We start from the raw sequence: 21342 nt of genomic DNA, 5'->3' as shown, positions 1-21342 counted from the left end.
ACGCCTTCAATCTGAGGCATAATAGCCGGATTGGAAACGTGACCGAGTGGCCGAAGGTGCTCCCCTGCTAAGGGAGTATGGGGTGTAGAGCCTCATCGAGGGTTCGAATCCCTCCGTTTCCGCCACAATGAAAAAACCTAGCTAGATCAACGATTTAGCTAGGTTTTCTTCTTTGGACCGGTAGCACTTTTGGTAGCAACCCAAGTGCTCACACTGCCTGTCTATCTTCGTGGCCAGACCTACTACCTACACACACGCGTGTGCGGCAAACAGGTCAAACGTTCACTTCACACCTCCGATCCGGTCATTGCTAGACTGCGAGCACTTGAATTTTTACGAGTGATCCAGATGAGCAAGCCCACCCTATCGGATTTTAATTTTGATAGCAGTGCCCTTAGGCGCTATGAAGTTGAAGTGAATGGGGTGAGAGTGAAGGCTGACACCTTGGAAGACCACCAAAGGGCCTTGGAAGCTATTGCAGCTTTGAAAGGTGTTACCAGTGCTGCGCAGAATATTCAGCCTGCGGCTGTACCCTTTGAACAGGTCCCTGTTCATTCGCCTAACGGCCTTACAGTCACAGAGCTATTGAATCGCTATTTGCAAATGAAGCAACTAGCTACGGGGTCAGTGTCTGCGGTGCAGAACACGGCCTTGCAGTTTGCCACCTTTGTGGGTAAAAGGAAGACGATTGACCAGATTTTGAAGGTCGATGTAACTCGGTTCGCTGAGAAGCTGAAAATCGAAGGTTTAGCTCTTCAAACTGTCCAAACGAAAATTAACCTGCTCAAAGCAGTGTTCAATTTTGCAAGGGAGTACAGCTACCTTAAAGGTGAGAATCCTGTAAGTCTCAAAGTGATAACGAAGGCACAGAAGATGGCAGCAGGCTACGATATTTTCGATGATGCTGATATCGTGGCAGTCTATGCAAAGAGCTATTTTGGCCCCCAGAAAATCAAAGACCCAGACTATTACTATGCGTGCTTGATTGCTGTGGTTACTGGTTTGCGTATCGGTGCTATTACAAGCTTGTGTAAAAATGACATTCAAAAAACAGAGTCTGAAACCTGGTTTTTGAGAATTCGAGATGATAAAACAGCCAATGGTAAACGTGATGTTCCTGTAATTCCCGAGCTACTGAACTCAGGTTTTCAGGCCTATATTGCAACGAAAACCGGGCCGATTTTCAAATACAGTGAACTGGCTGGGCGTGGTAAAGGTAACGCAGTAGGTAAGAAATTCACACGCAGATTAGAAGAACTGGGGCTTAAAAATCGCAAGCTGGTATTTCATTCGTTGCGTAAATATGCGAACGACTACTATGCAAAAGCTGGCGTGGCATTAGAAGCTCGGAGCCAATTTTTTTGGACACGAGCTGGATAACACTAACGTAAACTACTACACTAAACCTTACACTGTGGATGCACTTTTTGAGGTTGTAGCGCAAGCTCAACGAAGGATTTTTGAGAAGCTCTACCAGTGAAATTGCAGATGTAACAGTAGCAGTAACGCTAGGCCGGACAGTAAAACAAAGCTCCTTCGGGAGCTTTTTTTTTATGGCCGGAAAGTATTAATAATGGCGAATGGAAAGCCTCAGTTATTTTGAGAAAAGCCACTAGAAATATGGGGATTTGAAGGCTGTTCAAAAGCGAATGGCAGGGTTGCTTAAAAAGGAAAAACGCCAGTTTTTTCGGTGGGAACCCAGACGAGTAACGCAGTTATGAGGAGGGTTGCCATTTTAAGTAATGGCAACCCAAAATATTACCGTGCGGTAATAATTTGACTTGCCATGGTTTTCTGCTTAAATATAACAGAAGAGCTACTAACAATAACAATAAGAAAGGCATCTAATGCATTGCATCGCACAATTCCAAAAGGTGAAAGAAAAAGCAAAAATAACCATAATGGCAAAGCACAATTTGAGACAGTATTTATCTGTCGCTGATAAGAAAAGGATAGACTCTGCTAGAAGGCATTTAAACAAAGTATTAGCAAATCCTCTGAATGTCAATACCCGGAGTGCTAAGAGCGTTTTAAAAGCCTTGCAGACCCATTGGAAGGATAGAGAGATAGCAATTAAAGAAGATAGTGTCTTGCTGATTGACATGGTGATAACCACCAGTCCTGAGTTTTGGGGTGATAATTGGCACCAAAATGGTGCAATCACCCCAGAAACGAGAAAGAAGCTAGATGAGTGGGTAGCCGTGCAGATGGATTTTGTTGGGCGCCAGCTTGGACCTGACGCTATAAAGTTTGCAGTGCTTCATCTCGATGAGAAGACCCCACACATCCATTTGATGCTATCTCCAGAAGAAACCAAGACCCTGAAATACAAAAACCAGTACGGTACGCAGGAGCGCACCGTAACCTCTTTGAACGCTAACCGTTGGAACCCAAACTTCTGGAAGAAGTTTGTGACAGCTCACGCCAAAGCTAATGCACACTTGGGTTTGAAAAGACCCATAAAAGGCAGTACTGCTGAAAAAAATAAGCAACCGGGAGTTTACCGAGAGAGTGAAACAGGCTGAGACCGATGACTACAAGAAGATTATTGATGAGCTGGTAGCCGATTTCGTGAAAGACCTGGGTCTTTTGAATACCAAGACCCAGGTTAAAGAACTGTTTTTTATCTAGGGTTTACCCTAGACTTCAAATCCTGGTTAAGAACAATGTGGCTTTGAAGAAGGTCACGAAGGCTAATAGAGAGAAGGAATATGCGGTCTTGGACCGTTTGAAGGAACGTGCAGAAAAAGAAATTGCCGAGGCACTTGCAAAGCAAATGCACTACGGCAAAGGATTAAAAACGATAGCAGAGTTACAAGCTGAGAATAGGCTCCAAAAGTCAGTTATCACCTCACAGGCCAAGAAAATTGCCGAACTCGAATGCACCCAAACGATTGAAAACACGGGCGCCAATCAATCCGGGAGAAAAATAAAACTTGACAAGTGATTTATTTTTAGATAAATACCGAGAAAAGGTGATTATGATGAATAAATATATTATAGCGCGATGTTTATATTTTATATCCCAACTAGCGGTGTGGGTTATGCTTTGGTTTTTCTTCACAAAGCAAAATTAATTAAAACATACCGATCAGATAGGCGCCCAATATCAAAACCGCGACATTCGCACCAAACAATATGAAGTTCCATCGATAAGCCAGTTGAGCACTAGCAAAACCCATTAAGAAACCTATTACCGATGGTGTCGCTCCGACAATGAGCATCATTAAATCGGTATTTTTTCTGAAGACCAGCACCAACAAAAGTGCCAGAGCTTCAAGAAAAATACCAGCAGATATAATTAAGGAATCTTTTTTTGCAAGAGACGGCTTACACATTTATTTTCCCGTTAGAATATTTTCAGGCAAGAAGCATTCAAGTGATTTAATAGCAGTCATCGGCTCTATTTCGCATGCTTTGCACCAATCGATGTACAGCAGCACATCCACATAGCGCTCCCCTCTCTCTATCTTGGACACATAGGATTGGTCCAGAGATAGCCTCTCTGCAAGCTGTACTTGGGTCAAGCCAGCTCCCTTCCTAAGCTCCTTCATATGTTGCCGTAACGCAACGTAACGACCATGGTAGATGGACTGAATCATCCATCCACGCTATAGGCCAGATTGGAATAGGTCGAATTGACCTTTTTTGAGTAGGATGAGGCCATCAGGTTGAGAGGTTCAACCTGAATTACCTACCTATGAGGAAGCTATGGAAAGCAATGTTCAGAAGGCCTATGAACGTGTAACGAACGAAGATGGGTCTATCGACCTCAAATTTGAAGGCAAACGGTTTGGCCAAGATACAGCCGGGCCAGGACTCATCTTGTCCTTGGTACTTTTTCCAGCTGCATGCGTAGTGACCACGCCTCTGTTCTCAATGGTGAAGAATCCAAACGGTGGGATTGCTATCGCTTGGTTCTTGGTATCGTTGATGCTTTGGTTTTTTGTGTTCTGGTGGTTCTTCACCACCTCACACACAATCAAACTCCGTCCTGGCGTTGGGTTGGAGTGTGATTCAGTACGACTGCCATTTAGTGAAATCACCCATTTGGGCACTATGAGTGACCACAAGACTTCGTATATTTATGCTACATCTCGCGGGACAGAAGTTCGCCTTGGAAAATACTTGAAGCCTGCACTGGCCGATTCCATTGTGAGGGAAATTAAGGCAGTGTCTGGAACTACTTGGAGCTGACCCGGAAATAATTCACCTGCGATTTTCTCATCTTCGTCAAGCTCAGCATTATTGATTGCTACGAACTTTGTAGCAATTTTCTTCACGATGTTGAGCTTGACACCGATATTATCTTCTAGCTCTTTGATTCGTTTGGCATGAATATTGAAGTCATCAATATTCTGCTCTATCGCATTGCAAAGAGATTGCAGGGTAGCAGTAGAGTCTAACGAGATGATGAGTTCCTTATGATCTGGCTCAATCTTTTTCTTTGAGGCTTTTTCAACGTCTTTACTTTGGAATAACACCTTAACTAGTCCAGCGACTTCAAGCCTACGCACCGATCTTTGTAGATGATCTATCTGCTTGCGGTCATTTGTAAGCTCTTCTACCGCCTTGGCTAACGTGTAGTAAGTCTGACGGGAGTAAACACCCCATACTCGGTGCTTAAAGGTCGCATGGGCACATAATGTGCCGTAGACCTTCCGGTCATACTCTGTGATATTTTTGCTGTGAAGTTTTTTGAAGACTTCGACTTCGATGTTAATGTATTCCGATGCCATTTTGAATCCTAACCGTGGTATTTTCAAAATAGCAGAGAAAATAAAAAATGTCAAGTTTTAAAAAATTCGCCATTTTGTTTTCTTAAGTTTAGATAGAGTGAATCTGCATATTCTCGTCACAACAATAGTTTTGCTTACTCGTAATACCTAGTTGTCATCAATGATGTATCATTAATAGACCGGTTTGGTTTGGCATCGGCTTGCAAGCCGCGCCAATATTGGGTTTCGTTGGTTTGGCCTTGACAAATCGACTTTTAGGTGTTGGTTTGGGTATGCCTTGAAACCCAATACTGGCGCGGGTTTCCATGGTTTGGTTTTTGGTTTGGCTCTTATAATATGGACAAATCGAGTTTTTCTTTATAATTTTCAGGCACAAAACTTGACATTTGATTTATTTTCCATTATTATATTTTTAGCTCAAAATCCTTTCTTGTGGTAGAGAAGCTGTTAGCCTGAGCAAAATGAGAAAGCCCCTTGAATGGGGCTTTTTTATTGCTTGACTGGTAGCAGTTTTGGTAGCAAAATTTAGATTTTAAACGCTGCTAAGTCCTTGATTTTGCTGGGTTTTCGGTTGGGAATTCATTGTCCCTCCGTTTCCGCCAGATGCAAAAGCCCCAAGTGATTGATTCACTTGGGGCTTTTCTCTTTGGTGCGTTGGGCCGCACATCGGCGACCTGAATTGAACCTGGATCGAGTGTTTGGTGTGAGTTGGCGACACCCCAAGCGATAGGTTCCCGGCGGCAAGGTTGGACGCTTTGGCAGCATTCGGAATCCATTTCGCATAGTCGCGCCACATGACCTGGACACTGTGCCCGTGCTGATTCCTCCCTGTATCCATGACCCCTCTACATGATCGTTAGTGACGCATCCGGTTAAGAAAATCGGGGGGTCACCACTCGCGAAAGCGCTCTATCTAAAAGGGAGAAACCAATGGCTACTGACGGTTGCTGGGTGCAGTTCTACGACGGAGAAAAAATGAGCGGCGGAACGAAGCGTTTCGACGGTCCGCTAGAGGTGTCAGATCTGAACGATTACATATTCTCGACGGGCGAAAAGGGGGGCGACGAAACCGATTCCCTTGTACTAGGCTCGAGAGCGTGGATTCAGGTATTCAAAGATGATGATTACGGCGGCAAGACGGCCTATTTCTATCCCAACCAGACGATTGAAGACTTGGACGCGTACGGAATGGGCGGCACTATCGACAGCTTCAAGCTCTACGATTACCAACCGGCGTCCTTTCCTGCACCGACAACGGTGACCTGGGCCGTTGAGGACAACGACGGTGTGGTCTCAGCCTCTACCATCAACAACTTCTTCCGCACGGCTCTCGGCTCGGCGTTGATGCTGGTCCCCGTCGTGGGCGCTGCGCTCAAGACCATGGTGTACGGTCTTTGGCCCGATCCCCGAACCAACAAAGAGCAGGCTTGGGCCAGCTTTCAAAACTACATCAGTCAGGTGGTCGGCACGGTGTATGACCAGCTTATCGATAAAGACCTCACCATTAAGCTGCAAGGCCTCTACAACGTGATGCGCAACTATGTGGAGTCGACAGAATCGGAGCGTGCAGGAAATTTCACAGCGCTGATTAACACGCTGGATTTCCTGGAGCCGAGTTTTCTTGACGTGGAGGATCCTCAGAAAACCCTCAAGTTCTCTTTGCCCTTCGGCTCGATCATGTTGCTCACCATGCGGGAGGAAATCCTGTTCCATGAGGAAATATTTGGTGACCCGCTTAGCCCTGATGAACGCGCTAAACGAGTACGCCGGTTGCAGGAGAAGATTGATGCATACCAAGCGGCCATCGCCGCAGCACGTGCTGAGCTGCTGGCGCTGCGGGCAACCATGATCAAGCTGCAGGACAATAGCTCGATCACCGTCGATAAGTGGACGCCGTACGACACTTACAGTGGATGGCGAGGTGTAGAGGAATACAGCGGTGGAGCCAAGAGGCGTGCCGAGTACGCGGCAGCCAAGCACACTGAGGTGGTGACAAACAAATTGGCTTGGCAGATCGATCAGAACACCGCTCAGACTCAGCTCTGGAGTTGGGCTAATCCCGACAATGTCACACCCATTCGAGCGCCTGAAGTGGTTTATCTGGATGGGCCATACGGCGATTTTCAGGAAAGTGCGAGGTTCAGCGCGGTAGCGGATGATGGCAAGCAGATCACTCAGGTGCGAGTGCGCGCGGGTGACCTGATCGATTCGTTGGAGGTGTTTATAGACGGCACCTCCACCGGTGTGCAGGGCCGCACTGGTGATACGAATGCCGCCCCGTTCGAGGTCACACTGGCCGCTGGCCAGAGCATCATTAACTCAAAAGGTCGCTCTTCCACTTTGATCAACGCGTTGGGCTTCACGGCTGATAACGGGCAGAGCTTTCTCGCCGGAAGCCCTGGGAATAGTGGGTTCGACTCCCATCCGCCTGAAGGAACGGCCGACGGCCGGCTGGTTGGACTGTCGGGGTACAGCTTGAACGGCACCACTGCGGGGTGCAATTTGAAGGTGCTAACTTACCACTGGTACTGCACTTTGCCATTGCCGGAAAAGCCCGTTCTGCTGAACTGACGCGGTTTTTTCGTTCCGGTGGGAGGGCGACGTCGTCGCCCATTGCGCAACGCTCAGCCCATAAGGCCGTTCGGCTCGCGCGCTCACGGAATGGATTCGAAAGAGTGGTACTACAGCGGCTTTGGGTACAGTTCAGGAGCTGGGTAAATACTGCGCGTCGAGCGCATGCGCAGCCAGAACTGACCTGAGTCAAGTGATTTGCCGCGATTGCGTGTCGTCCGACATCCACTCGGTGTTCGGGACGGCGAGGCGTGGGGGACGGGCTCTTTACAACGGAATGGCAGCGGGCATTTCGCCTGCGAAGCGACCACCTCAAAGGAGCCCACCATGAACGCATCCCATACGCCCCTGGCTGAAACAAGACCTGCCGGCTCTGACCTGGCCGAGCAGGCCCGTCCCGGTCACGGCATTCCTTCGCAGGACCCGGCCGTGGCCGCCCAATATGCGCTGTCGCCTGAAGAGGCCGAGCGCGAATCGAAATCTTCGCTGATGGGCGGCGGTGTCATGGCTGGTACGGCCGCAGGCGCGGCCGTTGGTGCAGCGGTGGCAGGGCCTGTCGGCGTGTTTGTAGGCGGCACTGTCGGTGCTGTGGCGGGCGCGTTGGGCGGGGCTGCTGCGGGCAGTCTGGTCGAGCCCGATGCCCCGTCAGCCGATGAGCAACCGACGCATGACGCGGGCAAGACCCCCAATACCGTTGTGCCGCGCTGACTCGGCGCGCATCTGAACCCCATGGGCAACCACCATCAATCGGTGGCCTGTTCACTGGTAATGGGCGGCTCTGTAGGCGCGCAGAGCGTGTTGGCGTCGTTGTGCTCAGTCGCTCCGGGGGGCGGTTTCCTGTTCCAACTCCTCCAGAACCTGGATCGCTCCGCGGATGCGCATCAGGGTATGGCTGAGTTCAGATTGCCGTGCTTCCAATTGCCGGAGTTGCTGTTCGCCCGCAGAAAGCTCGCTCTTGAGCTGTGCAAGCCGTGCTGTCAGTTGTTCGCGCATCGAAATGGAGTGGAGAGTGGTTGAAGCCTTGCATTGTGGAGCTGCTTTCTCCAACCACAAAAAAAAGACAGGGTGAGTGCACCCGACGCGCGCGCGCTGAGCACAAACGCCTTCACCGCGAGTGGACACGGCGTTGGCCTGAGACCCCGTCACCTGGCCAGGCGACACGATGATAGTTCGAGGGGCCCGATACACCCTGTGAGATGCGGTAAGTGAGGCCAGCGCATGTCAACTCCACCAATTGACCGCTGGCTTTCAAAAGTTTTCAGCGACCGAAAATTCATCAGGTGGCAGATGTCAGGTATAGCGAGGCCGCGTCCGTTGCCAAGGCATTGAGCATCCCATCCGCGCCAATGCGAAAGTGCGCGCCGGTGGTGTTTGCAATCGCGGCATAGGCGGCAAAACAATGGGCCGGAAGTGTCATCATGCCGATCGCATCGCCCGACAGAATTTCGAACGCAGGCGGCGGCACAGCTGCATCCAGGGTGAATCCGATCATCAGCATGGTGCCGTGCACACCAACTTTTCCCCCGGTGATCTCGATGCAGCCGGCCGCGTTCTGTACCGTGTAGCCGTTGGCCGAGTAAGCGGCTTGGCCGGACAAGGCCACGATTCGGATGCCACGGGCTTTGACCACGTTGTACTCCGCCCAGTCGGTGGAGAGGTTCAAGGGAGTGAACTGTTGCATGAGGCCGCGATGTTTCGCGCTCCTTGCCGGATAGTTGTCCATGGTATGGAGTGGGGTTGCTGCAATGGCTTGAGCCTCTTGGCCCGGCTTCATTCAGTGGAATAAAAAAAAGAGGTTCAACGCGCCTGCGTTTTGCTCGGATGGTGGGCCAGCAGTTCACCTTTCATGGCTTGGCGGAATGAACCCATGTTTCGATTGGCTGCCGACTTCATTCGTCCTCCGAAGAATGGTCAATGGGCATCGCTGTTTCCTTGGGTCTCTCTGGTGAACAAACAAATGCACTTGAAACGCCTTCTGTGCATTCAAGGTTGCGCTTTCACCACGAAACAGTGCGTAGGAGAAACCTGAGTCGAAAGTCAGGCATGCATGGCTTTGTGAAACCATCTGCTTCTTTTGTGACAATTCGATAAATCTGGAGCGCTCTGCTCATTCCTGGCGGCAAATCAGCGCAGTTGACAAAAGTCGTGTCGACGGTGCATTGATTTGCGAGGCTATGAAGCCAGGATTAGCATATTTCTCAAATTCCGACAGGCGAAACGATAGACTTGCTTTTTTTTATGCATGAGCGCGTTATGATTCATCCCGTCGGCACCTCCAGCCGACACCTCCCTTTCTTGCTCTTTAGCAAGTTTTGCCCGCCTCGTGCGGGCATTCTTTTTTGTGCTGTCAGCGGAGAGTAAGGGTCGTGCTCAAAATGGATTCCACCGGACGGGGCATCGCCTCCCCTAAGGAATTCGGGCTGTGACCAGGCCGCAATGCCTGCCCGACTTTGCCCGCCCCTGTGCGGGCATTTCTTTTGGCGCAGTAGGTTTCCTCGGCATGGCGCCAGGAAGCCACCGGTCAATCGTCGGCCGACGCGCTCCAGCGGCTGCCCCAATCACGCGCCTGATCGATGCTGCGGCGATCCCGCTTGGTCGGCCGGCCTTCGTGCAGGCTGGCGGCGGGTTCGGGCGCCAGGCGGCGCTGCTCCGCGGCGTTTTCACGGGCGGCGATGCTTTCCACCGTTTCTTCATAAAGCAGTTGTGCCACGGGCGCGGGGCCACGCATACCGCTCAGTGCGCGCACCCGCACGGTCCGATGCGTGGGGCCCTGGCGCAGGTCGACGGTATCGCCGGCCCGCAGTTCTCGGGCTGCCTTGGCCGCCTGGCCATTGACGGTCACGCGGCCTTTGCCGATCTCTTCCACGGCCAGCGAGCGGGTTTTATAGAAGCGGGCACACCACAGCCATTTGTCCAGGCGCATTGATTCGGGAGCGTTCATGCGGCCATTTTCTTCCGATCGGCGGGCGGCGGATTGTCGGCCGATGCCAACGGAAGGCGCACCACCGCATCCAGCCCGACAACCCGTGCGCCGTCCATCCGGTTGGACAGTTCGATCTGTCCGTCCAGCGCCTGCACGATCTCCTGGCAGATGGCCAGTCCCAGGCCGGAGCCGGTGCGCACGTCGCCGGCCGAGAACGGCTGGAACAGGCGCTGCGCCAACTCGGCATCGATGCCCGGGCCGCTGTCGGCCACGGTCAGCGCCACGTGGCGCCCGTCCGTGCGCAGTTCGACCGACAACATGCCGGACACCGGTGTATGTCGGATCGCGTTGTGCAGCAGATTGCGGGTGAGTTCGCGCAGCATCCATTCGTGCGCCTGCACGGGGGCGGGGTCGGTGTGGATGCCGAAGTCCAGGTCGCGCTGGGCGATGAGGGGCGACAGTTCCAGGGCGATCGCCCGCAGTTCGTCATCCAGCCGGGTGACGGGTGGGGCGCTTTGCTGGCGCAGTTGCTCGACCTTGGCCAGCGCGAGCATCTGGTTGGCCAACTGGGTGGCGCGCTCGACGGTGTCGCTGATCTCATGCAGCGCCTGCTCCGGGGGCGCGTCGCCACGCAGCGCGGACTGCACCTGGGTCTTGAGCACGGCCAGCGGCGTGCGCAACTGGTGCGAGGCATCGCGCACGAAGCGTTTCTGGTGCGCCAGCAGGTACGACAACCGCAGCATGACGTGGTTGGTGGCGTCGATGAGCGGCTGCAGTTCGCGCGGCGCGGATGGCGCGGAGATGGGGCGCAGGTCGTCCTCGGGCCGATTCTGCAGTCGCGCGCTGAGCTGCCGCACAGGGCGCGTGGCCTGTTGCACCACCAGCACCACGATGACGCCGATGGCCACCACCAGCAGTGCCTGCCGCGCCAGCGTGGTCCACAGGATCTGCAGGGCCAGGGTCTGGCGCAACTCCAGCGTTTCCGCCACCTGGATCACGGCCATGCCGCGGCCCTGGGGCGTGGCGACGGGCTGCAGCAGCACGGCCACGCGCACGGGGCGGCCGCGGAACTGGTCGTCGTAGAAGTCCACCAGCGCGGCATAGGGCGGGCGGGCAGGAATGCTGCCGTGCCAGAACGGCAACTCGGCAAACCCCGATACGAGTCCGCCGTGCAGGTTGGACACACGGTAGAACATGCGACTCTGGTTGTCTGCCTCGAAAGCCTCCAGCGCAGAGTACGGAACGATGGCACGCAGCTGGGCCGCGTCGTCGTAGCCGGTCACGTCGATCTGCTCGCTGATGCTCTTGGCCGAGGCGAGCAGCGTGCGGTCATAGGCGGTGTGCAGCGAGGCCAGTGTCTGCCGGTACAGGCTGTGGGTGTTGTAGGCGATGAACAGCGAGGCGGGCACCAGGATGCCCACCAGCAGTTGCCGGCGCAGCGATCGCGTGCGGGGGCGCGCGTCGGCGCGCTTCATGCATCGGCCTTGAGCAGGTAGCCCAGCCCCCGCAGGGTCATGAGCGTGAGGCCGGTGCCCACCAGCTTCTTGCGCAGGCGGTAGACGACGACCTCGATGGCCTCGTACTGCACGTCGAGCTGTCCGGGAAAGACCAGTTCGTACAGGCGCTCCTTGGTCACCGCATGGCCGGGCTTGGCGAGCAGGGCGTGCATGAGGGCCAGTTCGCGCGGGGTGAACTCCATGACCTCGTTGCCCAGGTAGATGGCGCCGCTATCTTTTTCATAGCGCACTGCTGCGATGTTGATTGTGCTGGAGGCCGATTTGGCTTCAGGTGCCTCGCCGGTCCGGCGCACCAGCGCGCGCAGCCGCGCCTCCAGTTCGTCCAGGTCGAAGGGCTTGGGCAGGTAGTCGTCGGCGCCGGCGTTCAGGCCCAGCACGCGGTCTCCCACGGTGCCGCGTGCGGTGAGCAGCAGCACCGGGGTGCGCAGCCCCTTGGCACGCGCCTGCTGCAGCACCTGCAGGCCGTCGAGGCCGGGCAGGGTGAGGTCCAGCACGACGGCATCCGGGGCACGCGCGGTCCATTGCGCGAGGGCGGCGCGGCCGTCGCCGAGGGCCGTGACCTCCATGCCGCGGCGGGTCAGGGAGCGTTGCAGCGTGGCCTGCATGGCCGGGTCGTCTTCCACGAGAAGCAGTTGCATGCGCGGCACCTTAGCACCGCTCGCAGCGGCGTCGAAGATGGGTGTTTACCCTGAGCGCGCGGACAGCCGTTTGACAGGAACGGCGCGCATCATCAGCCCGTTCGTACAACTATGAATCCAGGAGACAACGATGCGCCGTGACACCTTCCTCAAATCCCTGGCGGCCCTGGCCGCGGCCGGCGCGCTGCCGCTGTCGGCCCGCGCTGCCACCGCCGTCAAGATGATGCTGCCGGCCAACCCCGGCGGCGGCTGGGACACCACGGGCCGTGCCCTGGGCCGCGCGCTGCAGGACGCCGGCGTGGCCTCGTCCGTCACCTACGACAACAAGGGCGGCGCGGCCGGCGCCATCGGCCTGGCGCAGTTCGTCAACTCCAGCAAGGGCGATCCGAACGCGCTGATGGTGATGGGCTCGGTGATGGTGGGCGGGATCATCACGGGCAAGCCGCCCGTGAACCTGTCGCAGGCCACGCCGATCGCTCGGCTGACCAGCGAATACAACGTGTTCGTGCTGCCGGCCAGCTCGCCCTTCAAGACCATGGGTGACGTGATCGCCCAGCTCAAGAAGGACCCTGGCAGCGTGAAGTGGGGCGGCGGCTCGCGCGGCTCCACCGAACACATCGCCGCGGCGATGATCGCCCGCGAAGCCGGTGTGGACCCGGCCAAGATCAACTACGTGGCGTTCCGCGGAGGCGGCGAGGCGATCGCGGCCATCCTGGGCGGCAACGTGACCATCGGCGGTGGCGGCTACAGCGAGATGGCCGAGTACATCAACACCAAGAAGATGGTGCCGGTGGCGGTGACCTCGGGCCAGCGCCTGAAGGGCTCTTCGGTGCCCACGCTCAAGGAGCAGGGCATCAACGTGGAGATCGGCAACTGGCGCGGCGTGTACGCCGCCCCGGGCATCTCGGCCGAGCAGCGCAAGGGCCTGGTGGACATGGTGGCCAAGGCGCTCAAGAGCAAGAGCTGGGCCGAGTCGCTGGAGAAGAACGACTGGACGCCCGCATGGCTGGCCGGCGATGAGTTCGGCGCGTTCGTCGATGCCGAGTTCGCCAGCCTGCGCGCCACGATGGTCAAGGCCGGCATGGTCTGACCCCCGGTGTTGCCCACGCGGTGCGGCGCCCGGCCCGGGTGGCGCACCGCCGTGACCTGCGCGGCCGCCGAACCCCAGCGCTGAAATCAATGCACCCCGTGCCGGTGGCCCCGGGGGATGACGAGGACACAAGCATGTCGGAGCCTATCGCTTCTTCCCCCCCTTCCCTGGCCGAGCCCGAACCCGGGCCCAGCACGGTGCCCGGCACGCGCATGCAGGCGGCCGTGGGCGCCGCCGTGGTGCTGATCGCGGGCGGCCTGGCCTTCGGCGCCGTGAGCATTCCCTCGAACGCGGGCTACGGCGGCGTGGGTCCGAGCTTCCTGCCCTGGCTGGTGGCCGGCGTGCTGGCCTTGTGCGGCGGGGTGCTGCTGTGGGAGGCACTGTCGGGCGGCTTTCGCTCCATGGACGAGCCTGGCGGCGCCGCGCGCGCCAACAAGGTGGCGTTCGTCTGGGTGTCGGCCGGATTGCTGCTGAATGCGGCGCTGATCGCCACGGTGGGCTTCATCCTGAGCTGCACGCTGTGCTACGTGCTGGCGGTGCAGGGGCTTCGCCGGGCGGCCGGTCAGCCGTCGGCCGGTGCGGCGCGCACCTGGGCGATGGATGTGCTGACCGGCGCGCTGATCTCGGCGCCGGTCTATTGGGCTTTCACGCAATTCCTGGCGATCAACCTGCCGGGCCTCACGCAAACAGGGTGGCTGTGATGGAAATCTTCGACGCATTGCTGGCGGGCTTCGCCACCGCGGCCACTCCGGCCAATCTCCTGTGGGCCCTGGTGGGCTGCGCGCTGGGCACCGCCGTGGGTGTGCTGCCCGGCATCGGCCCCGCCGTCGCGGTGGCCATGCTGCTGCCCATCACGGCCAAGGTCGAGGTCACGGCCTCGATGATCTTCTTCGCCGGCATCTACTACGGCGCGATGTATGGCGGATCGACCACCTCCATCCTGCTGAACACGCCCGGGGAGACGGCGAGCATGGTCACGGCCATGGAGGGCAACAAGATGGCCAAGAGCGGGCGCGCGGGTGCGGCGCTGGCCACGGCGGCCATCGGCTCGTTCGTCGCCGGCACCATCGCCACCGTGGTGGTGACGCTGTTCGCGCCCTACGTGGCCGACTTCGCCGTTCGCCTGGGGCCGCCGGAATATTTCATGCTGATGGTGCTGGCCTTCACCACCGTGAGCGCGGTGCTGGGCAAGAGCACGGTGCGCGGCCTCACGGCGCTGTTCGTGGGCCTGGCCGCCGGCCTGGTCGGCATGGACCAGATCTCCGGCGCGGCGCGCTACACGGCCGGCCAGCCCGAACTGCTGGACGGCATCGACATCGTGCTGGTGGCCGTGGGCCTGTTCGCCGTGGCCGAGGTGCTGTATGCCGCCATGTACGAAGGCCGGGTGGTGGACACGCAAAACCGCATGGGGCGCGTGCACATGACGGCGCGCGACTGGAAGCGCTCCATTCCCGCCTGGCTGCGCGGCACGCTGATCGGCACGCCGTTCGGCTGCATTCCCGCCGGCGGCACGGAGATCCCGACCTTCCTGAGCTACGCCACCGAGAAGAAGCTGGCCAAGGGCGATGACAAGGCCGAGTTCGGCAAGGAAGGCGCCATCGAAGGCGTGGCGGGCCCCGAGGCCGCCAACAACGCCACGGTGACGGCGGCGATGATCCCGCTGCTCACGCTGGGCATCCCGACCTCCAACACGACGGCCGTGCTGCTGGGCGCGTTCCAGAACTACGGCATCAACCCCGGCCCGCAGCTGTTCACCACGTCGGCCACGCTGGTGTGGGCGCTGATCGCCTCGCTGTACATCGGCAACGTGATGCTGCTGGTGCTGAACCTGCCCATGGTGGGCCTGTGGGTCAAGCTGCTCAAGATTCCGAAGCCCCAGCTGTATGCGGGCATCCTGATCTTCGCCACGGTGGGGGCCTACGGCATGCGCCAGAGCGCGTTCGACCTGTTCCTGCTGTATGGCATCGGCGTGCTGGGCGTGCTGATGCGCCGGTTCGATTTCCCCACCGCACCGGTCGTCGTGGGCATGATCCTCGGGCCCCTGGCCGAAGCGCAGATGCGCAATGCGATCTCGATCGGCGAGGGCAGTTGGTCGATCTTCGTCACGCGGCCCATGTCGCTCACGCTGATGGTCATCGTGGTGGCGGTGCTGGTCGTGCCCCGCCTGATGCGCGGGTGGGCCGCGCGGCGCCTGGCCCTGGCTACCGCTTGATCGGTGCGCGTGCCGTCGTCAGCGGGGAGGCCAGGGCGGCTTCTCCGCCGGCGGTTTTTCCGGGGGAAGTGGTCGCCGGGCTGGCGGCCCTGCGGCCCAGCCAGAGGTAGAGCCCGCTGCCCAGCACGATGATGGTGGCGATGTCCAGCAGCGCCCAGAGGATCTTCATCGGCATGCCGCCGTAGTCGCCGAAGTGCAGCGGCTGCGACACCAGCAGGGCCACGAGGTACCAGGGCAGTTTGGGCGCGGCGGTCACCTCCGCCGTCTTGGCATCCACCAGCACCGGCTGCAGCAGCCGCGACGTGAGCGGCTCGTTGCCGCGCAGGAAGAACGTGTGGTGGTGCGGGCTGGAAAACGACGTGCCCGGAAAAGCGATGAACGACAGCTTGGTGCCCGGTGCGCGGGCCAGGGCCGCGTCCAGCGATTTCTGCACCGAGGCGCGCTCGGCCACGGGCGTGATCGGCTGGCCGTTGTAGGGCGCCAGCAGCGCGCTCAGTTCGTCGTACTGCCAGTATTTGACGAGCAGATCGGCCCAAGTGTTGATCATGCCGGTGCCGCCCACCACGAAGGCCCACACCAGCGTGACGATGCCCAGCAGGTTGTGCAGGTCGAGCCACTTCACGCGCGTCGAGCGTTCGCGCCGCACCTCGCCGAAGCGCAGCTTGCGCATGAAGGGTGCATACAGCACCACGCCCGTGACGATGGCCACCAGCAGCAGCAAACCCATGAAGCCCAGGAACAGCTTGCCCGCCAGGCCCGCGAACAGGTCCACGTGCAGCTTGAACATCACGTACATGAACCCCTCGTCGAAGCGCGGCTGCGCCAGCAGGGCGCCGGTGCGCGCATCCACCGCCACCGAGCGGAAATCCTCGGTGGGGGCGGGCGTGGGCGTGAGGGTGGCGAACCACAGGTCGGTGCTGTCCTCGGGCTGCGAGGCGAACTGCACCACGCGGTCCGGGTGCTGTGCACGTGCCACGTCCAGCACGCGGTCCAGGCTGACGTGCGGCGTGCCGGCGGGCATGGGCGGGGCTTCCACCTCGGTGCCCAGCAGGTGCCCGATCTCGTGGTGGAAGATCAGCGGCAGGCCTGTGAGGCACAGCAGCAGCATGAACACGGTGCAGACCAGGCTGCTCCACTTGTGCAGCCAGGTCCAGGTCTTGAGGGAGCGTGCAGTCAGCATGGTCGGGGCAATGGATGGGTGCGTCGCGGCGCGATCAGAAATCCACGCTGGCGCTCAGCGTGAACGTGCGGGGCGCGGCCACCACGAGGTAGCCGGAGCCCGGGTAGCCGCCGGCGGAGGCCCAGTAGTTGCGGTCGGTGGCGTTGTCCACGCGGGCGCGCAGGGTGACCAGGCGGCCGCTCCACTCGGTGGCGTAGCGCACGCCCAGATCCAGGCGCGTCCAGGCGGGCACGCGCAGGGTGTTGGCGTCGTTGGCATAGGTGGCGCCGGTGCGCACCACGCGCGCGTCCAGGGCCAGGCCCTGCGCGCCAGGCACGTCCCATTCCGCGCCCAGGTTCGCCTGCAGGCGCGGCACGCCGATCACGCGGTTGCCATTGAGCGCGGCATTGCCGGTCTCGCGCTGCTTGGCATCCAGCCACGTCATGCCGCCGAGCACGCGCAGGCCGCGCGTGGCCTCGCCGTACACGTTGAATTCCACGCCCTGGTGGCGTCCTTGCCGGACGAGGCGAACACGTTGGCCGCGTTGACGATGGCGCGCGGCTTGGTCGTGCTGAACAGCGCCAGCGAGCCGCCGATCCGGCCAGCGTCGTACTTGAGGCCGATCTCCTTTTGCTTGGCGACGTAGGGCGACAGCTGCTCGCCGCGGTTGACCACCGGCGTGCCGTTGGCCGTGGCGGGCGCGGTTTCGCCCTTGCTCAGGCTCTCGACATAGTTGGCGTACAGCGACAGCTGCTTGCTGGCCTTGAACACGGCGCTCGCCAGGGGGCTGGTGCGGCTTTGCTCGTAGCGGTTGGTCAGGGCGGAGGTGCCGTAGGCATAGTCGGCCACGTCGAGCTTCTGGTGGCGCAGGCCCAGCGTGACGAGGACGGTGTCCTGCACGAAGGACATCGTGTCGCCCACCGCGAAACTGGTCATGCGGGTGCGGCCGGTCAGGTTGGGGCTGGCGAGCGCGCCGCCATAGCCCGCATTCGCGCTGAAGGCGGGCTGTGCGTAGGGCGTGTAGGCATACAGGCTGCCGGGGCGGGTGTTCAAAAAGTCGAACGCGTAGGCGTTGTCTTTCTCGGCATCGAAGTACGAGGCCGAGGCCACCCACTCATGGCCCACGCTGCCCGTGCGTGCCTTGCCGCGCACGCCCAGCTCGCCCGTGTTCACCCGGTCCTTGCGGGTGTTGTCGAAGCGGTAGGTGCTGCCTTCGCCGGTGGTCGAGTTGCTCACGCTGAGGTTGGCCAGCGAGTTGGACTCTTCGCTGCGGCGCAGGCCCCAGGCGCCCCACGCGGTCACATCGGGGCTGATGTCCACTTCGCCCCGGAAGGTGCCGAACAGGTCGCGCTCGTTGGAGTACGTCCAGGGCTGCGAGAAGTTGGCCGAGGCGTCCGGCGCGGCGGGAATGAAGTTGGCGTTCGCGCCGTTGAGGGTGACGTTGGTGCGCGTTCCTTTGAGCTTGTTGTCCTGCCAGCCGATGTCGCCCGACAGGCGCACGTCGCGGCTGCGCCAGTCGAGGCCCACGGAGACCAGGCCCAGCTGACTCTTTTCATGGTCCACGGCGGTGTCGCCGTCGCGGTAGGCGGCATTCAGGCGGATGCCGGTGCTGTTGTCGGGGCCGAAGCGGCGCGCGATGTCGGTGGACACCTGGCCGTACCCGCCCGAGCCCGTGCCCACGGTCACGCGCGACAGCGGCTCGTTGGGCGCGCGCTTGGGCAGCAGGTTGATCGCGCCGCCGATGCCGCCGCCGTTGGGTGCCGCGCCGTTCAGGAACGCCGAGGCGCCGCGCAGCAGCTCCACGCGCTCGAAGAGCTCGGTTGCGATGTACTGGCGCGGCAGCAGGCTGTACAGGCCGTTGTAGGCCACGTCGTCCGAATCCAGCAGAAAGCCGCGGATGAAATACGTTTCCTGGAAGTTGCCGAAGCCGCGCGCCAGCCGCACGCCGGCATCGTTTTGCAGCACCTCGCCCACGCTGCGCGCCTGCCGGTCCTGGATCAGTTCGTTGGTGTAGCTGGTGATGCTGAAAGGCGTCTCCATCGCATCGCGCGTGCCCAGGATGCCGGCCCGCCCGCCGCGGGCGACCTGGCCGCCGGGGTAGGCGGGCGACAGGCCCTGCGCCGATGCGTCCGCGCTGGCGCCCACCGTCACCGTGGGCAGGGTGGGGGCATCCGCCGAGGTGGCCGTGGCCTGGGCATTGGCCTGGAGCCCGAATGTGGCGATGGCCAGTGCGACGGCCAGGGCAATGGGGGTGTGCTGGTTCATGGGCATGGGAGGGGCAAGGTCAGGAAGGGCGTGAATGAATGAATGAAAGGGGCGGCGCGGCGTGGACAAGTCCGTCCAGGAGCCAAGTGCATCGGGCCAGGGAAAATCGGGACCGGGCTCAAGCCGGGGGCGGGCGGCGGCGAAGGCCGAACCAGGCCATGGTGGCCACCGGCACCCCCAGCGCCACCCAGGACCAGACGTCTCCCCAGCCATCGCTGACCAGGGCGCTCAGCAGCCCGGTGGCGGTGAGCACCCCCAGCGCGATGGGCCAGCCCCACAGCGGAAAGAAGCCGCCAGGGGTCGGGCGGAGGTCGGACGGTGGTTCGATCGGTGGTGGCATGGGCGCAATCGGGAGGGGCGGTGGCGACGGCAGGGGCCGCCACGCAGGGCCAGCGAGGCGCAGCGAGCGCCCCGGGGAGAGGCTCTCCCCGGGGCTCCCCACCAGGGCGCTGTTTTTCAAGGCGGCATGTTAAATGATATTGCGAATGGTTCGCATTGTTTTTGGGTGAGATTCCTCACCGTGGCATGATCCGCACTTGAAAACATTGCAACGCCTTGTGGATGCCGCCATTGGCAACGCGCCGCACCGCCATTGCATACTCTCCACGACAATTTCATTCCGTTTCCCCGCTGCAGGAGATTTCCGATGCGACCGCTCATTCCCCGCGCCATTGCCCTCGCTGCCCTGACCGCCGCCCTCCTGGTTGCCTGCGGTGGCGGCGGCGGCAACACCGTGGACTTCGATTTCAACGTGCGCCCGTCCTACCTGGCCAGCCTGCGCCAGGCGACCTACGACGGCGTGGACGACGATCTGCTGACCGCCGGCCTGGGCCGCACCGGCCTGGCGGACCCCGATGCCCCCGGCTACGAAGGCGCCCAGCCCACGGCGGCAGAGTTGCGCCGCAACGCCATCTATACCAATTACCGCGCGCTGCTGGACATGACGGCCGCTGGCGGCTACGGCACGCTCTACGGACCCAACGTGGATGCGCAGGGCCGCGTGACGGCGGGCGAGGGCAAGATCGCGGGCACCGAAACCATCGCCTACTACGACGATGGCTCGGGCCGGCAGAACGTCACGCTGATGGTGCAGGTGCCCGACACCTTCAACCCCGCCAGGCCCTGCATCATCACCGCGACGGCCTCGGGCTCGCGCGGCATCTACGGCGGCATGTCCACCGGCGAGTGGGGCCTCAAGCGCGGCTGCGCCGTGGCCTACACCGACAAGGGCACGGGCGCGGCCCCGCATGACCTGCAAGCCGACACCGTGCCGCTGATCGACGGCACCCGCACCTCGGCCACCTCGGCCGGCACCAGCGCCGCGTTCAACGCCGGGCTGTCGGCCGCCGACCTGGCCGCGTTCAATACCGCCACGCCCAACCGCTTCGCGTTCAAGCACGCCCACTCGGGGCAGAACCCCGAGAAGGACTGGGGCCTGGCCACGCTGCGCGCGGTGGAGATGGGCTTTTACGTCATCAACGAACGCTTCGGCGATCTGTCGCCGGGTGGGCAGCGGCTGCGCACCTTCAAGCCGTCCAACACGATCGTCATCGCCTCCAGCCTCTCCAATGGCGGCGCCGCCGCCATCGCCGCGGCCGAGCAGGACACGCAGGGCCTGATCGGCGGCGTGGCCGTGTCGGAGCCCGCGGTGGAACTGCCGGCCAACCCCGGTGTCACCGTGCGCCGCGGCACCACCGACGTGGCCGTGAACAGCCGCACCCTCATCGACTACACCACCTACGCGCAGCTGTACCAGGCCTGCGCCGCGCTGGCGCCCTCCATCAGCGACAGCCCGTACGCCAGCACGTTCGCGGTGGGCTTCGCCAGCCCGTCGCTGCCGATCGCCTCCAACCGCTGCGAGGCGCTGCGCGCGCAGGGGCTCATCACCGGCGGCAGCACCGTGGCCCTGGCCGAGCAGGCGCTGGCCCGGCTGCGGGCCTACGGCTGGGAGGCGGAATCGGTGGCGCAGTACCCGTCCCTCGCCGGCTTCGAGGTCGTGCCCGCCGTGGCGGTCACCTTTGCCAATGCGCTCTCGCGTTCGAGCGTGAAGGACAACCTGTGCGGCTACAGCTTCGCGGCGACCACGGCGCAAGGTGCTGTGACGCCGCTGGCGCCCGCCGCGCTGGCCGACATGTTCGCCACCGGCAACGGCGTGCCGCCCTCGGCGGGCGTGCAGCTCGTCAACAACCGCAGCCTGGGCGGCGCCACGCGCGACGTGCTGTCGCAGA

At 60.3% G+C, this 21342-nt stretch carries 20 protein-coding genes, 1 tRNA gene and 1 pseudogene; 10 read left to right on the top strand and 12 right to left on the bottom strand.

The window, feature by feature from the left end:
- Window positions 1-32 precede the first annotated feature (32 nt).
- From AC27KI_RS06390 to AC27KI_RS06375, 4 genes are all read left to right on the top strand, one after another.
- Window positions 33-125: transfer RNA gene (locus tag AC27KI_RS06390), tRNA-Ser, on the top strand.
- Window positions 126-348: 223 nt separating this feature from the next.
- Window positions 349-1380, top strand: coding sequence for a site-specific integrase (locus tag AC27KI_RS06385; protein WP_487113090.1), 1032 nt, complete (start codon window positions 349-351; stop codon window positions 1378-1380).
- A 467-nt stretch (window positions 1381-1847) separates the two neighbouring features.
- Window positions 1848-2525, top strand: coding sequence for a plasmid recombination protein (locus tag AC27KI_RS06380; RefSeq protein WP_487113088.1), 678 nt, complete (start codon window positions 1848-1850; stop codon window positions 2523-2525).
- A gap of 143 nt (window positions 2526-2668) precedes the next feature.
- Window positions 2669-2947: a hypothetical protein gene (locus AC27KI_RS06375; RefSeq protein ID WP_487113086.1), complete on the top strand. Its 279-nt coding sequence runs from the start codon at window positions 2669-2671 to the stop codon at window positions 2945-2947.
- A 130-nt stretch (window positions 2948-3077) separates the two neighbouring features.
- On the opposite strand, the gene AC27KI_RS06370 is transcribed toward AC27KI_RS06375, so the two are convergent.
- The 4 genes from AC27KI_RS06370 to AC27KI_RS06355 all read right to left on the bottom strand — a co-directional run bounded on the left by AC27KI_RS06370 (window position 3078) and on the right by AC27KI_RS06355 (window position 5046).
- A complete protein-coding gene (locus tag AC27KI_RS06370) occupies window positions 3078-3338 on the bottom strand; it encodes a hypothetical protein (RefSeq protein WP_487113084.1) in 261 nt (86 codons plus the stop codon).
- A complete protein-coding gene (locus AC27KI_RS06365) occupies window positions 3339-3602 on the bottom strand; it encodes a helix-turn-helix domain-containing protein (RefSeq protein ID WP_487113082.1) in 264 nt (87 codons plus the stop codon).
- A gap of 483 nt (window positions 3603-4085) precedes the next feature.
- A complete protein-coding gene (locus AC27KI_RS06360) occupies window positions 4086-4739 on the bottom strand; it encodes an ATP synthase subunit B family protein (protein WP_487113080.1) in 654 nt (217 codons plus the stop codon).
- Window positions 4740-4896: 157 nt separating this feature from the next.
- On the bottom strand, window positions 4897-5046 hold the full coding sequence (locus tag AC27KI_RS06355) for a hypothetical protein (protein ID WP_487113078.1): 150 nt from the start codon (window positions 5044-5046) through the stop codon (window positions 4897-4899).
- 623 nt (window positions 5047-5669) lie between these two features.
- On the opposite strand from AC27KI_RS06355, the gene AC27KI_RS06350 reads away from it, so the two are divergent.
- Window positions 5670-7310, top strand: coding sequence for a jacalin family lectin (locus AC27KI_RS06350; protein WP_487088672.1), 1641 nt, complete (start codon window positions 5670-5672; stop codon window positions 7308-7310).
- A gap of 327 nt (window positions 7311-7637) precedes the next feature.
- A complete protein-coding gene (locus tag AC27KI_RS06345) occupies window positions 7638-8018 on the top strand; it encodes a hypothetical protein (protein WP_487113076.1) in 381 nt (126 codons plus the stop codon).
- A gap of 105 nt (window positions 8019-8123) precedes the next feature.
- Here the strand turns inward: AC27KI_RS06345 and AC27KI_RS06340 are convergent, their stop codons facing one another.
- From AC27KI_RS06340 to AC27KI_RS06320, 5 genes are all read right to left on the bottom strand, one after another.
- Window positions 8124-8303 (bottom strand): hypothetical protein, encoded by a 180-nt coding sequence (locus AC27KI_RS06340; protein WP_284428752.1) that lies wholly within the window; start codon window positions 8301-8303, stop codon window positions 8124-8126.
- A gap of 283 nt (window positions 8304-8586) precedes the next feature.
- A complete protein-coding gene (locus AC27KI_RS06335) occupies window positions 8587-8973 on the bottom strand; it encodes a hypothetical protein (RefSeq protein WP_487113074.1) in 387 nt (128 codons plus the stop codon).
- An 858-nt stretch (window positions 8974-9831) separates the two neighbouring features.
- Complete coding sequence (locus AC27KI_RS06330) at window positions 9832-10251, bottom strand: RNA-binding S4 domain-containing protein (protein WP_317357458.1); 420 nt, start codon at window positions 10249-10251, stop codon at window positions 9832-9834.
- Complete coding sequence (locus AC27KI_RS06325; RefSeq protein WP_487088666.1) at window positions 10248-11708, bottom strand: sensor histidine kinase; 1461 nt, start codon at window positions 11706-11708, stop codon at window positions 10248-10250. The genes AC27KI_RS06330 and AC27KI_RS06325 overlap by 4 nt, the downstream gene beginning before the upstream one ends.
- Entirely contained in the window at window positions 11705-12388 is a 684-nt protein-coding gene (locus AC27KI_RS06320) for a response regulator (RefSeq protein WP_487113072.1), read from the bottom strand. The genes AC27KI_RS06325 and AC27KI_RS06320 overlap by 4 nt, the downstream gene beginning before the upstream one ends.
- A 130-nt stretch (window positions 12389-12518) precedes the next feature.
- On the opposite strand from AC27KI_RS06320, the gene AC27KI_RS06315 reads away from it, so the two are divergent.
- The 3 genes from AC27KI_RS06315 to AC27KI_RS06305 all read left to right on the top strand — a co-directional run bounded on the left by AC27KI_RS06315 (window position 12519) and on the right by AC27KI_RS06305 (window position 15690).
- Entirely contained in the window at window positions 12519-13478 is a 960-nt protein-coding gene (locus tag AC27KI_RS06315) for a Bug family tripartite tricarboxylate transporter substrate binding protein (protein ID WP_272563979.1), read from the top strand.
- A 134-nt stretch (window positions 13479-13612) separates the two neighbouring features.
- A complete protein-coding gene (locus AC27KI_RS06310) occupies window positions 13613-14179 on the top strand; it encodes a tripartite tricarboxylate transporter TctB family protein (RefSeq protein ID WP_487088663.1) in 567 nt (188 codons plus the stop codon).
- Window positions 14179-15690 (top strand): tripartite tricarboxylate transporter permease, encoded by a 1512-nt coding sequence (locus AC27KI_RS06305; protein WP_284403549.1) that lies wholly within the window; start codon window positions 14179-14181, stop codon window positions 15688-15690. The genes AC27KI_RS06310 and AC27KI_RS06305 overlap by 1 nt, the downstream gene beginning before the upstream one ends.
- Here the strand turns inward: AC27KI_RS06305 and AC27KI_RS06300 are convergent.
- From AC27KI_RS06300 to AC27KI_RS06290, 3 genes and pseudogenes are all read right to left on the bottom strand, one after another.
- Window positions 15680-16870 carry a PepSY-associated TM helix domain-containing protein gene (locus AC27KI_RS06300; RefSeq protein ID WP_487113070.1) on the bottom strand — a complete coding sequence of 397 codons (1191 nt, stop codon included), beginning with the start codon at window positions 16868-16870 and terminating at the stop codon, window positions 15680-15682. The two genes, AC27KI_RS06305 and AC27KI_RS06300, sit on opposite strands and share 11 nt — an antisense overlap.
- Window positions 16871-16904: 34 nt before the next feature.
- Window positions 16905-19114: pseudogene (locus AC27KI_RS06295) on the bottom strand (TonB-dependent receptor).
- A 118-nt stretch (window positions 19115-19232) separates the two neighbouring features.
- Window positions 19233-19454, bottom strand: a complete 222-nt coding sequence (locus AC27KI_RS06290) for a hypothetical protein (RefSeq protein ID WP_487113068.1) — start codon at window positions 19452-19454, stop codon at window positions 19233-19235.
- A gap of 306 nt (window positions 19455-19760) precedes the next feature.
- On the opposite strand from AC27KI_RS06290, the gene AC27KI_RS06285 reads away from it, so the two are divergent.
- On the top strand, window positions 19761-21342 hold a 1582-nt coding region (locus AC27KI_RS06285; protein WP_487113066.1), incomplete at its 3' end, for a 3-hydroxybutyrate oligomer hydrolase family protein.

Source organism: Acidovorax sp. KPB24-03 (assembly GCF_057546605.1).
Note: the sequence above shows the minus strand (reverse complement) of the source record. Positions and strands in the feature narration are given on the sequence as shown.

What these genes read in the sequence shown, in the direction of transcription:
- AC27KI_RS06360 (WP_487113080.1), bottom strand. Translation starts at nt 4,739, where the DNA reads ATGGCATCGGAATACATTAACATCGAAGTCGAAGTCTTCAAAAAACTT.
- AC27KI_RS06315 (WP_272563979.1), top strand. Translation starts at nt 12,519, where the DNA reads ATGCGCCGTGACACCTTCCTCAAATCCCTGGCGGCCCTGGCCGCGGCC.
- AC27KI_RS06380 (WP_487113088.1), top strand. Translation starts at nt 1,848, where the DNA reads ATGCATTGCATCGCACAATTCCAAAAGGTGAAAGAAAAAGCAAAAATA.
- AC27KI_RS06325 (WP_487088666.1), bottom strand. Translation starts at nt 11,708, where the DNA reads ATGAAGCGCGCCGACGCGCGCCCCCGCACGCGATCGCTGCGCCGGCAA.
- AC27KI_RS06350 (WP_487088672.1), top strand. Translation starts at nt 5,670, where the DNA reads ATGGCTACTGACGGTTGCTGGGTGCAGTTCTACGACGGAGAAAAAATG.
- AC27KI_RS06370 (WP_487113084.1), bottom strand. Translation starts at nt 3,338, where the DNA reads ATGTGTAAGCCGTCTCTTGCAAAAAAAGATTCCTTAATTATATCTGCT.
- AC27KI_RS06330 (WP_317357458.1), bottom strand. Translation starts at nt 10,251, where the DNA reads ATGAACGCTCCCGAATCAATGCGCCTGGACAAATGGCTGTGGTGTGCC.
- AC27KI_RS06355 (WP_487113078.1), bottom strand. Translation starts at nt 5,046, where the DNA reads ATGGAAACCCGCGCCAGTATTGGGTTTCAAGGCATACCCAAACCAACA.
- AC27KI_RS06365 (WP_487113082.1), bottom strand. Translation starts at nt 3,602, where the DNA reads ATGATTCAGTCCATCTACCATGGTCGTTACGTTGCGTTACGGCAACAT.
- AC27KI_RS06300 (WP_487113070.1), bottom strand. Translation starts at nt 16,870, where the DNA reads ATGCTGACTGCACGCTCCCTCAAGACCTGGACCTGGCTGCACAAGTGG.
- AC27KI_RS06340 (WP_284428752.1), bottom strand. Translation starts at nt 8,303, where the DNA reads ATGCGCGAACAACTGACAGCACGGCTTGCACAGCTCAAGAGCGAGCTT.
- AC27KI_RS06345 (WP_487113076.1), top strand. Translation starts at nt 7,638, where the DNA reads ATGAACGCATCCCATACGCCCCTGGCTGAAACAAGACCTGCCGGCTCT.
- AC27KI_RS06310 (WP_487088663.1), top strand. Translation starts at nt 13,613, where the DNA reads ATGTCGGAGCCTATCGCTTCTTCCCCCCCTTCCCTGGCCGAGCCCGAA.
- AC27KI_RS06385 (WP_487113090.1), top strand. Translation starts at nt 349, where the DNA reads ATGAGCAAGCCCACCCTATCGGATTTTAATTTTGATAGCAGTGCCCTT.
- AC27KI_RS06320 (WP_487113072.1), bottom strand. Translation starts at nt 12,388, where the DNA reads ATGCAACTGCTTCTCGTGGAAGACGACCCGGCCATGCAGGCCACGCTG.
- AC27KI_RS06305 (WP_284403549.1), top strand. Translation starts at nt 14,179, where the DNA reads ATGGAAATCTTCGACGCATTGCTGGCGGGCTTCGCCACCGCGGCCACT.
- AC27KI_RS06290 (WP_487113068.1), bottom strand. Translation starts at nt 19,454, where the DNA reads ATGCCACCACCGATCGAACCACCGTCCGACCTCCGCCCGACCCCTGGC.